General features: G+C 62.0%; 11 protein-coding genes. 6 read left to right on the top strand and 5 right to left on the bottom strand.

The window, feature by feature from the left end; all coding sequences use genetic code 11:
• The first annotated feature begins 26 nt into the window (after positions 1–26).
• Positions 27–836, top strand: a complete 810-nt coding sequence (locus SynTAK9802_RS05625) for a TPM domain-containing protein (protein WP_115132697.1) — start codon at positions 27–29, stop codon at positions 834–836.
• Between the two features lie 25 nt (positions 837–861).
• Here SynTAK9802_RS05625 and SynTAK9802_RS05620 read toward each other — a convergent pair whose 3' ends face one another.
• The 3 genes from SynTAK9802_RS05620 to SynTAK9802_RS05610 all read right to left on the bottom strand — a co-directional run bounded on the left by SynTAK9802_RS05620 (position 862) and on the right by SynTAK9802_RS05610 (position 3,716).
• Complete coding sequence (locus SynTAK9802_RS05620) at positions 862–1,581, bottom strand: glycoside hydrolase family 104 protein (protein ID WP_186497722.1); 720 nt, start codon at positions 1,579–1,581, stop codon at positions 862–864.
• A gap of 207 nt (positions 1,582–1,788) precedes the next feature.
• On the bottom strand, positions 1,789–2,874 hold the full coding sequence (locus tag SynTAK9802_RS05615) for a hypothetical protein (RefSeq protein ID WP_186497721.1): 1,086 nt from the start codon (positions 2,872–2,874) through the stop codon (positions 1,789–1,791).
• Positions 2,868–3,716: a TIGR04168 family protein gene (locus tag SynTAK9802_RS05610; protein WP_255487899.1), complete on the bottom strand. Its 849-nt coding sequence runs from the start codon at positions 3,714–3,716 to the stop codon at positions 2,868–2,870. The genes SynTAK9802_RS05615 and SynTAK9802_RS05610 overlap by 7 nt, the downstream gene beginning before the upstream one ends.
• Positions 3,717–3,769: 53 nt before the next feature.
• Here SynTAK9802_RS05610 and nadA point away from each other — a divergent pair, with 53 nt between their 5' ends.
• Both nadA and SynTAK9802_RS05600 read left to right on the top strand, forming a co-directional pair.
• The gene (gene nadA, locus SynTAK9802_RS05605; protein WP_186497720.1) at positions 3,770–4,702 is read left to right on the top strand and encodes a quinolinate synthase NadA; all 933 of its coding nucleotides are present in this window, start codon (positions 3,770–3,772) and stop codon (positions 4,700–4,702) included.
• Positions 4,703–4,769: 67 nt separating this feature from the next.
• Positions 4,770–5,201, top strand: a complete 432-nt coding sequence (locus tag SynTAK9802_RS05600; RefSeq protein WP_186497719.1) for a hypothetical protein — start codon at positions 4,770–4,772, stop codon at positions 5,199–5,201.
• Here the strand turns inward: SynTAK9802_RS05600 and SynTAK9802_RS05595 are convergent, their stop codons facing one another.
• Positions 5,202–5,429: a hypothetical protein gene (locus SynTAK9802_RS05595; protein WP_186498050.1), complete on the bottom strand. Its 228-nt coding sequence runs from the start codon at positions 5,427–5,429 to the stop codon at positions 5,202–5,204.
• Between the two features lie 73 nt (positions 5,430–5,502).
• On the opposite strand from SynTAK9802_RS05595, the gene SynTAK9802_RS05590 reads away from it, so the two are divergent.
• On the top strand, positions 5,503–6,489 hold the full coding sequence (locus tag SynTAK9802_RS05590) for a ligase-associated DNA damage response exonuclease (protein WP_186497717.1): 987 nt from the start codon (positions 5,503–5,505) through the stop codon (positions 6,487–6,489).
• On the opposite strand, the gene SynTAK9802_RS05585 is transcribed toward SynTAK9802_RS05590, so the two are convergent.
• Positions 6,486–6,746, bottom strand: a complete 261-nt coding sequence (locus SynTAK9802_RS05585; protein WP_114989278.1) for a hypothetical protein — start codon at positions 6,744–6,746, stop codon at positions 6,486–6,488. The genes SynTAK9802_RS05590 and SynTAK9802_RS05585 overlap by 4 nt on opposite strands.
• A gap of 119 nt (positions 6,747–6,865) precedes the next feature.
• On the opposite strand from SynTAK9802_RS05585, the gene SynTAK9802_RS05580 reads away from it, so the two are divergent.
• Positions 6,866–8,521: an ATP-dependent DNA ligase gene (locus SynTAK9802_RS05580; protein WP_186497715.1), complete on the top strand. Its 1,656-nt coding sequence runs from the start codon at positions 6,866–6,868 to the stop codon at positions 8,519–8,521.
• Complete coding sequence (locus tag SynTAK9802_RS05575; protein WP_186497714.1) at positions 8,521–11,022, top strand: ligase-associated DNA damage response DEXH box helicase; 2,502 nt, start codon at positions 8,521–8,523, stop codon at positions 11,020–11,022. The genes SynTAK9802_RS05580 and SynTAK9802_RS05575 overlap by 1 nt, the downstream gene beginning before the upstream one ends.
• Position 11,023 lies beyond the last annotated feature (1 nt).

The raw sequence follows: 11,023 nt of genomic DNA, 5'->3' as shown, positions 1-11,023 counted from the left end.
AGAATGCCGGTCGCTGCAGCAGTTCCATGGGAACACATCACATCCGACATCTGTGGAGCCTCGTCGTGGTGGCTCTGGTCAGCCTGGGTGTTCTGGTGACCCCGGCTGAGGCCTACGACAACCCGGAGCTGCTGCCGGATCACCCCACCCCGGTGATCGACCTCGCCAAGGTGTTCAGTGACACCCAGCGGGCCCAGCTCGAAGCATCCCTGGCGGATGTGGAGGAACGCACAGGCTGGAAGATGCGGGTGTTGACCCAGTACGAACGCACACCAGGTCTGGCCATTCGCGAGTTCTGGGGGCTGGATGAAAGCAGCCTGCTGCTGGTGGCCGATCCCCGCGGCGGGAACCTGCTGAACTTCAACGTTGGCGATGCCTACTTCGCGATGATGCCACGCACTTACTGGGTGGAGCTGCAGACCCGCTACGGCAACCAGTACTACGTGAAGGATCACGGCGAAGACGGAGCCGTGCTGGATGCCCTCAATGCGGTGGAAATCTGTCTGGACCGTGGTGGCTGTCAGGTGGTGCCTGGCCTTCCCCAGGAACAGTGGCTTTGGACGCTGACCACCTCAATCTTTGGAGGCTTGATTGCTGGCTTTGCGGCCTATCCCCGCAAGGAGGGCGAAACCATCGCCTGGGCCTGGTTGCTGCTGCTTTCACCGCTGTGGGTGATGCTGTTCGGCGTCTTCGGCGTTGCCCCTGTGATCACACGCACGTCTGAAGTGATGCCCCTTCTGCGCAATGGAGTCGGCTTCCTGGCGGGAGGCATCGCCGCCTATTTGATCGCCCAGGCCACGGTTGGTCGAAAGCTTCAGAACGACGCCGAAGGCTGAGGAACGTCGAGAAACGTGAATGCCGTCAGAGCCGGGTGGCGCATTCAATGCGCGACCCGGTGCAAAGGGCCGGAGGGGGAGTGACGAGCGCCTGGCGCTTGACGTCACGCAGACGCCGCAACTCCGCGAGGTTCACGTCATAGAAAGAACGCAGTCGGGCGTATTTCTTGACGGGCTGGCCGTAGTAGCTGCGACCGGCGAGGGTTGGAAACGACGCCCATTCCGGAGCCAGCATGGCGGCGAGAAGCGGGCTGAGAACGCCGGTGTCGGTCAGACCCAGGGCTTTGCGCCGCTGAATCAGAAACAACGCGCCCTGGTCCTGAGCCTCAGGGCCGAAACCGCGCACGCCGATGCTGCGCTGAACCAGATTCCAGGTGAAGGGCATGAACTGGTAAGCCCCCGCAGCTGCACTGGCGTAGCGGGAGCTGTAGATCACCCGGTTGGGATGCCGGTCGAGCGAAGGCATCAAGCCACCGCCGAACATCACGCGATAGCCCACATCCAAACCACCTTTCCAGGTGCCTTCCGCAAAACGGATCGTGTTGAGCATCGCCCGACGTTCGGGCGTAATCACGTAGGGAATGGCCCGGCTGGGCTGGAAGTCAGAGGTATGGATCAGCTGCGCCCGAGAGGCGGGGGGGAGCAGGCTCGCCTGGGCAGGAAGAAGGGAACTGAGGGCAGGCAAAACTCCGACGATCACGGCCGCATGAAGCGTCTGACGACCGATGAATGCAGAGATAGCCATAAAGAGCGTTCAAGGAGCATGCCCTCGAAAGAGGACGATGAGCAGATCAGAAGCGGATGAAATGCTCGAGCGGAAAAAATTTCCACACGAAATGACCTTCTCGAATTAAAGGCTCAAATCAATAGGTATATATGCCAGTCAAATAATCGGCCAGACCACTATCAGGCAGGAAAACCAGCTTAGAAAGGTGATGAAAAAGACCAAAAATTAAAAACGACTTGCAACCCAACCCACCAGTGCCAAAGCGGCTTCTTCAGCCCCTGATGCAGAAAGAGGGGCTTCGCTTGGCGCCAGCAACGGCTGGTCCAGCTGCCATGCGCCGGTGTCCAGCTCCTGACGGCTGAGGCAGCGGTGCTGGCCGTGGCGACGCAAACCATCCATCAGCGCCGAAGCTTCGGCAAATCCGCTGCGCTCCACGACGTGCATTCCAACCCCTTGGGCCATCGCCTCGCAGAAGCTGCTGAAACCCGGCTTGCCCAGAAAACGGGAGCAATGGCCGAGCACATCGACGGGGCGTAGCCCATCCGGCAGAAACGTGAGGTTGGGGAGCGCCGCCAACTCAGGCGCTTGCGAGGCATCTGCTGAAGCCGGAAGCAGGAAATGGTGGTTGGACCAGAGCTGAAACAGATCCCGCGAAAGGGACAAGCCCAGGCCTCCAAACCCCACCAACACCAGGGGAGCATCCAGGGCATCCAGGCGAGCCTCAAGATCCGCCGGAACGGGCCGCGGGCTGGCGCGAACCAAACCGAGCCTCTGTTCAGGCAACCCCCAATGCATGGCGAGGTCAAACGGGCAGCGCAGCAACAGATCACCGCAGCGGTAGGCCTCAGCGGCAGCATCGGCCCAGCGTTGGAAGGCTGAGCCCAAGGGGCGATAGATGTCATCCCACCCGAAATTGCTCATCCACACCAGAGGTGCATCGAGGCGCTGGGCCAGGGCGGCTGCGGCCGGGGGAATGTCCCCGATGATCAAGACCGGCTGCCCCTGCGACGCAAGCCAGAGAGCCTCAGCCTCGATCAGGGCCGGCAGCCGTTGATCCAGCTCATCCAGGGCCCTGAAGGTGGCGGCGCAATCCACACCGAGCGCGTCGGCCTGCACCATGCCCACATCCCATTGACAGGACCGCTGCTCAATCGCTGCATCCCCCAACAGCAGGTTGAGTACGGGGGAGGGCAGACCCGAGCTCATCACCAAGGTCCATTCAGGACGCAGGCGGCGCAGTTGCTGGAGCACCGCAGCATCGCGAGCCGCATGGCCGAAGCCATGGCTGCTGCTGCAGAAATAAATCAGCACGGCAACGGAGCATCGATCGGCAACTGCTCCTGATGGATCAACTCAGCTTCTGGGGTGTACCAGCGATGGGCGAGCTGCGTGAGGCGGGCCCCCTGGAATTCAGCCCAGGAGAGATGCAGCAGCGTTCGACCTTGCCCATCCACACCTGAACGGGGCACACAGGCGGCATTGATCAGCGCGGTTCCATGGCGATGACGCAACAGGGTCTGGCGGAAACCAGAGCCCCGCTTGAGGGCATGGTGCATGTGCCCAAAGATCACCAGATCGGCAGGTCGGTCTTTGGCCATGCGGTCCAGGGCAAGGGCCAGATCCTGATCCCCCCAGTCCACCGCCGGCGTCTTCCAGTCGCGTCCACAGGGACTGGCGGCCTCGGATCCCAAGCCTGAGGGACCGCAGTGGGCCATGACGATCAGGGGCTGATCAGCGGGTACATCAGCGGCGGCCTGCACAATCCGCTCGGCTGAAGCCTCAAGCGACACCGGGCCGTACACCGCCTCCACCGCTTTCGACAGGTGAAAACCTCCACCAGCACTGCATGGACGCGCACCCACAACCGTCAACGGGAGTTCCGGCCATTGAATTGAGCGCCAGGCGCAATGGAGATCGCCGAGCACAGCGCGTTGTTGCTCGAGGATGCCGCCACTGCGATCACGCCCGCGGTCGTGGTTCCCCAGGATCACGGCCACGGGGAAGGGAAGCCGCGTGATCCGGCGCGTCAGACGCAGATCCCCATCAGCAAGATCGCCAACGAAAAGAACAGCGTCGGGCTTGAGCTGCTTCAGCAGCTGCTCATCCGCGTCGCCCCAGGCGCCGTGCAGATCACCGGCAATGGCAAGTCGCAGGTGCTTCAGAGCGAATGCCTAGGCTGTGGCCATCCTGCCCCGAACCGGTCCTGATGAGCGCTGACACCGCCCTTGTTGCGGCGATCAACCGGCTTCGCCAGGACCGCAATGCCGTGATCCTGGCGCACTACTACCAGGAGCCGGAGATTCAGGACATCGCCGATTTCGTTGGTGACTCCCTGGAGCTGTCGCGCAAGGCCGCCAGCACCGATGCAGACGTGATCGTGTTCTGCGGCGTGCACTTCATGGCGGAGACCGCCAAGATTCTTAGTCCGGAAAAGACGGTGGTGCTACCGGATCTGGAGGCCGGATGCTCCCTGGCGGACGACTGCCCCGCCGATGAGTTCGCCCGCTTCCGGGCAGAGCACCCCGACCACTTCGTGGTGAGCTACATCAACTGCACGGCCGCAGTGAAGGCGCAAAGCGATCTGATCTGCACCAGCAGCAATGCCGTTGATCTGGTGAATCAGCTACCTGCCGACCAGCCCGTGCTGTTCGCCCCCGATCAGAACCTGGGGCGCTGGGTTAAGCAACAGAGCGGTCGGGAGCTGACCCTCTGGCCGGGACGCTGCATTGTTCATGAGACCTTCAGCGAAGAAGCCGTGCTGGCCCTCAAGCACGAACATCCCGGGGCTGAAGTGATCGCCCACCCCGAGTGCCAGCAGAATCTGCTGGACCTGGCGGATTTCATTGGATCCACCAGCAAACTGTTGAATTACGCCGAACAAAGCTCCTGCAACAGCTTCATCGTTCTGACGGAACCGGGGATCCTCCATCAGATGCAGCAGCGGGTTCCTGAAAAAACTCTGCTCGACGTTCCAGGGATCGATGGATGCAGCTGCAATGCCTGCCCCTACATGCGGCTCAACACCCTTGAAAAACTGAAGGCATGCCTGGAGACCCTCACGCCTGCGATCGAGATGGATGAATCGATGCGTCTGAAGGCCATGAAACCCATGCAGCGCATGCTCGAAATGAGCCGGTGACGCGCCAACAGATCAAAGAACGACGGGGTACGCGAATAAATTTTCGACAATCCAACCCCTGCGATTCATGGCCCCCGTCATCCAGCCCCAGGGCATCAGGGTTCTGACCTTGATGGCAGTGATTGCGGGGACGTGGTGCACCGCAGCGGCTGCACAACCGTGGAACCAACCGATTCCTGAACCCGCAACGGAGTCCACAGCACAAACAATCAAGTTGGCCGAGCAACTCAACACGGTGGGCGCCAGGTTTTTTGGCGCCCATTGGTGCCCCGCCTGCAAAGAACAGATGAAGCTCTTCGGCAAACAGGCCGGAGCCAACCTGAACTACGTGGAATGCGGTCTGCCCGACAAATACCCCGACCAGCTCAGGCAGTGCAGGGATGAAAACATTCGGTCCATCCCCACCTGGACACGGCCGGGATCAACGCGACTCCAGGGTGTTCAATCGATCAACACCCTGGAGCGCTGGAGTGGCCTGAGGCCTCAGCCACTGAATTGATTACTTCTTACGGCAATAGCCAACGCCAACATTCATCCAACCGGAGGGGCATGCTTCACCGTTGGTGGGCTTCATCTCGTAATAAATGGGAGACACACAAGTGGTGTCCAGGGTGTTGACGTAACCCAGGGGGCATTGGTTGTGGCCTTGGGCCTTGGGAATCTTTTTCTGAGCCAAAGCGGAACTGGGCACAGCCAGGGCTGAAACAAACAGAGCGGCAGCGAGCAGCTTCGTGGCAAGCGAGTCGAACGCGCTCGAGGTATGGACCTTTCAGACTGTCTGCAGCGATCGATGGCGGAGCTTGATCGAACGCACACCGGAGGGGTTGTATTGCCGTGCCGCGAAGGCCTGGGTCGACCCATGGCGTCCGGTACCCCGGGCCCTGATCACCCACGCCCATGCCGACCACGCCCGCCCCGGATGCGGGGAGTACTGGGCTGTGGCCTCCAGTGAAGGGGTGCTGCGCCAGAGGCTCGGCAAGGACATCACCCTTCACCCAGTGGCCTACGGCGAAGAACACTGGCTGGGGCAATGCAAGGTCTCGTTTCACAGTGCCGGACACGTGCTCGGTTCGGCGCAGATCCGTCTGGAATCAGAGGGTGAGGTGTGGGTGGTCAGTGGTGATTACAAACGTGATGACGACCCCAGCTGCGACTCCTTCGAACCAGTGCGCTGCGATGTGTTGATCACCGAAGCCACCTTCGGAATGCCGATCTATCGCTGGCAAAGCGGTGAGCAGGTGGCCAGGGAGATCCATGCCTGGTGGAGCCGTGATCGCAGCAGACCATCCCTGCTGTTCTGCTATGCCTTCGGCAAAGCCCAACGCTTGCTGGCTGAACTGAAGGCCATCGGCGTGGAGGAGGAGGTGCTGCTGCACGGCGCTGTTGAAACCGTGACCCGCCACTACCGCGAGGCAGGGGTTCCGATGACCCCCAGTCGTCCCGTCAGCGAACTGCCCCGAAAGAATCCGCTCGAAGGGCGGCTGATCCTGGCGCCACCGTCGGCCCATCGCTCCAGCTGGATGCGCCGCTTCAAGTCACCCCAAACCGCCTTTGCCTCCGGCTGGATGGCCGTGCGCGGAGCCCGTCGACGGCGGGGCTTCGAGCGGGGATTCGTGCTCAGCGATCATGCCGACTGGCCTGGACTGATCCAGACCGTTCGCGACAGCGGCGCCCGCAAGGTGTACGTCACCCATGGACAGAGTGACGTTCTGGCCCGTTACCTGCGGGAGGTGGAGGGTGTGGATGCGGAACCGCTGGACACCCTGTTTGAAGGGGAGTCGGACTAGAACTTGGCTATGCCGTCCGGCAGCTCGGGGAGGTTGAGGTTTGCTTCGCGACCTTCGATCGCGGCTGTGAGCGATTCGATCATCATGGCGTTGCCGCTGTCTTTGACGGCCTCAAGCGCCTTCTGAAGACGACGACGACGGTCGGATGGATCATCCGATGTGCCGGAGCCAGCCACGGGGGTGACGACGGCCGTGGCTGAGGCGGTAGCGCGCACGCTGCTGAGTTGTTGCGCGAGGTTGTCCCAGAGGAGTGCCATCCGGCTGATTCAGGAATCTGTGGCTCAGATCAACACAGGTCTCCGCCGGATTTCCAGCACTGCTCACAAAATGTCTTGTCAGGATGGCGGGGCTTTCCATCCATCCCGTTCCAGCGCGCATGCGTGCCTTACAGAACCTGTTCAATCAGTTGGATCAGGTCACGGGCACCAAGGCCAAGGTGCAAGCGCTGGTGGATCACTTTCAGGGGGTCGAACCAGGGGAGGCGGCCTGGGCGTTGACGCTGCTGCTGGGCAAACGCCGCAGGCGCCTGATCACCGGTCGCCGACTCCGCGACATCCTGCGGGACCGCGGTGGTCTTCCGGATTGGCTGATCGACGACTGCTACGGCCAGGTGGGCGACTCAGCTGAAACCATCAGCCTGCTCTGGCCCGCCGTGCAAGAGCGCGTCGAAGCAAGCGATCCGGATCTGCCGAGCGGAGATGGAGACATGCCCCTGAGCTGGTGGATGGACACCCTGCTGCCGGCCATCAGCACCAGAAGCGACGACGATCAGGCCAATGCCATGATCTGGCTCTGGCACCGAACCCCGCTCGACCAACACTTCATCGTCAACAAGTTGCTCACGGGGGGATTCCGTGTCGGCGTGTCGACAGGGCTGATCAGCCGGGCCATCGCCGAAGCGTTTGATCTCGAAGAAAGCCTTGTGGCGCAACGGCTGATGGGCGGCTTTGAGCCCTCCGCAGAGCGCTTCAGGCAACTCACCGCCTGCGCAACGGCGGATGAACACCGTTCCAGCGGTACCCCCTACCCCTTCTATCTCGCCAGTCCCCTGGAACCCGAACGACTGCTGGAGACATCGGCAAGCGATTGGCAACTGGAGTGGAAATGGGATGGAATCCGCGGTCAGCTGATTCATCGCGGCTCCGGTGTCTACCTCTGGAGCCGTGGAGAAGAGCTGGTCAACGAGAGCTTCCCTGAACTTGTGGAGGTGGCCAAGGCCTTGCCATCCGGCAGCGTTCTGGACGGCGAGTTGATCTGCTGGCAACAGGACGCCGCCGAACCGCTTGGCTTTGATCAGCTGCAACGACGGCTGGGCCGCAAAAGCGTTGGAGCAACGTTGAAACGGGATTGCCCGATGCGGTTCATCGCCTACGACCTGCTGGAACATCAAGGCGTCGACATCCGCCAGCAAGGATTACGGCAGCGCCAGCAGCAGCTGGCTGCGCTGCTGGGCAGCATCGAGCATCCCGAGTCGTGGCGGCTGAAGCAGAGCCCGTCCTGGTCGATCGACTCCTGGGAGGACCTGGAGACACAGCGCAACCAGGCCCGTCAGCACAACGCCGAAGGGCTGATGCTCAAACAGGCGGAATCGCCCTATCTGAGCGGCCGCAAACGCGGCAACTGGTGGAAATACAAGCTGGGGCCGATGACCCTCGATGCGGTGCTCCTCTATGCCCAGGCCGGCAGTGGGCGTCGCGCCAACCTCTTCACCGACTACACCTTCGGCCTCTGGACCAACGCTGAAGAGCCGCAGTTGGTGACCTTCGCCAAGGCCTATTCCGGCCTCAACGATGCCGAAATCCTCGAGCTGGACCGCTGGATCCGACGCAACACCCTGCAGCGCTTCGGGCCGGCACGGTCCCTGAAAACCGAGCTGGTGTTTGAAATCGGTTTTGAGGGCATCCACCCCTCAAAACGCCACAAATCCGGCATCGCCGTGCGTTTCCCGCGGATCCTGCGCTGGCGACGCGACAAACCCGCCGATGAAGCGGATTCACTCCAGACCGCGATGGCATTGATCGAGAACCGCTGATGGCAGCTTCAGAAAAGAAGGCAAAAGCGAAGGCGAGGCCAAAGCCAACAACCAACGACCCTCGCTTGGAGCCGATTCATGCCTGGTTCGCGCAAAGGAGCTGGACACCGCTGCCGTTTCAGCAGCAGACCTGGAGCGCCTATCTGGCGGGACGGAATGGCTTGATCCAAGTGCCCACAGGGTCTGGCAAAACCTTCGCCGCCGTGATGGGACCGATCGCGCGGATGTTGGCGGAGGAGGAGCCGTTGAAGGGAATACGACTGCTCTACATCACGCCCTTGCGGGCCCTCAGCCGCGACTTATCGCTGGCGATCCGCGAACCGATCGAGGCGATGGGCTGGCCGATTCGGGTGGGCATCCGCAATGGCGACAGCAGCAGCAGCGAACGCACCAAACAGCTCAAGGCACCACCACAGATTCTGGTGACAACTCCGGAGTCCCTCGCCCTGCTGCTGAGCAATGCCAAGGCCGAAGCGCTGTTTGGCCAACTCGAGACGGTGATCCTCGATGAATGGCACGAGTTGATGGGCAGCAAACGGGGCAGCCAGACGGAGCTGTGCCTGAGCTGGTTGCGCCAGCTGCGCCCCCAGCTCCAGACCTGGGCCATCAGTGCCACCATCGGCAACCTCGAGCAGGCAGCGCGCCATGCCCTGGGAACGGCAAGTGAGCCACAGCTGATCGGGGACGCTCCTGCCCGCAGCACGGAGATTCAGAGCATCCTTCCGGAGACGATCGATGGCTTCCCCTGGGCCGGACACCTCGGGTTGCGGATGTACGAGGAGCTGGTGGCACGCCTCAATCCCGGCATCAGCACCTTGCTTTTCACCAACACCCGCAATCAGTCGGAGCGGTGGCACCAGTGCCTGCGCTTCGCCTGCCCGGAAATGGAGGAGGGGTTGGCCCTCCACCACAGCGCCATTGATCGCAGCGAGCGGGAAGCGATCGAAGCCTCCGTGAAGGCCGGCGGCATTCGTTGGGTGGTCTGCACCAGCTCCCTGGACCTCGGGGTGGACTTCCAACCCGTGGAACAGGTGGTGCAGATCGGCAGTCCGAAGAATCTGGCGCGACTGCTGCAGCGGGCGGGGCGGTCAGCGCACTTGCCCGGCGGAACATCCCAGGTGCTGTTCATGCCCACCAATGCGCTCGAGCTACTCGAACTCAGTGCTGTGCGTCGGGGACTGGCGGAGGGGCTGGTGGAACAACGCAAGCCGCCGAAAGCCCCTCTGGATGTGCTGCTGCAGCACCTCACGGGGTTGGCCTGCGGCCCTGGCTTCCATCCGGAGCAGACCTTGCAGGCCGTGCGCAGCTGTGCGGCCTATGCCGAGCTGAGCCAGGAGGATTGGGACTGGTGCATGCTGTTTCTGGAGCAGGGCGGAGAGTGCCTCGGTGCCTACCCCCGCTACCGCAAGCTCGAGTGGGAGGAGACAAGCCAGCGCTACCGGGTTCGCGAGAAGGCCATCGCCCGGCTGCACCGTCTCAACGTTGGAACGATTACAGCCGCACCGGCGATCACCGTGCGCTTTGTTCGTGGTGCCGTGCTCGGACATGTGGAAGAGACCTTCATCAGCCAGCTGAAGCCGAAGGATGTGTTCTTCTTCTCCGGCCGCCAGCTGGAATTCGTGCGGCTGCGCGACATGACCGCCTACGTGAAGGTGAGCACCAAGAAAACGCGCACGGTGCCTGCCTGGGCTGGGGGGCAGATGGCTCTCTCCGATCTGCTGACTCATCACCTGCGTCTTGAGGTGGACCGCGCCAGCCGTGGTGATCTCGACAACGCTGAACTTCAGGCTCTGAAGCCCCTGTTTGATCGACAACAGGACATCTCGGTGTTGCCGACGGTGGGACAGCTGCTGATTGAGACCTGTCGCACCCGGGAAGGCACACATCTGTATGCCTTCCCCTTTGAAGGGCGGTTCGTGCATGAGGGAATCGGCTTCCTATGGGCGTCGCGGCTCACCCGTCTGGAGCGGGGCACGATCACGGTGTCGGTGAACGACTACGGCTTTGAGCTGTTGGCGCCGAAGAGCTACCCGATGGCGGAGTTGCTGGAAGACCACATCGATCTGCTGCTCGATCGCCAAAAGCTGGAGCGGGATCTGAAGAACGCACTGAATCTTTCCGAGCTGCAACGGCGACGCTTCCGCGCCATCGCCCAGATCGCAGGCCTGATGAACCGGGGATTCCCTGGATCGAGCAAAAGCACCGGTCAGCTTCAGATCAGTGCATCGCTGCTGTTCGATGTGTTCAGCCGCCATGAGCCGAACAACCGCTTGCTGCTGCAGGCGCAGCAGGAGGTGCTCGATGACCAGTTGGAGATCTCACGCCTGGAGGCGGCCTTGGAGCGCGCTGCAAACCAGGAATGGCTGCACGTTGAAACTCCGCGGCCCAGCCCATTGGCCTTTCCACTGTTGGTGGAACGGCTGAACAACAGGATGAGCAATGAATCCGTTTTGGAGCGGGTTCAACGGATGAAGGACGAGGCGATCAGGCGCGAGGGGTAGC

This window comes from Synechococcus sp. TAK9802, assembly GCF_014279535.1.
In the GTDB taxonomy this organism is placed as follows: domain Bacteria; phylum Cyanobacteriota; class Cyanobacteriia; order PCC-6307; family Cyanobiaceae; genus Parasynechococcus.
This window is presented reverse-complemented; position numbering and strand designations above follow the sequence as displayed.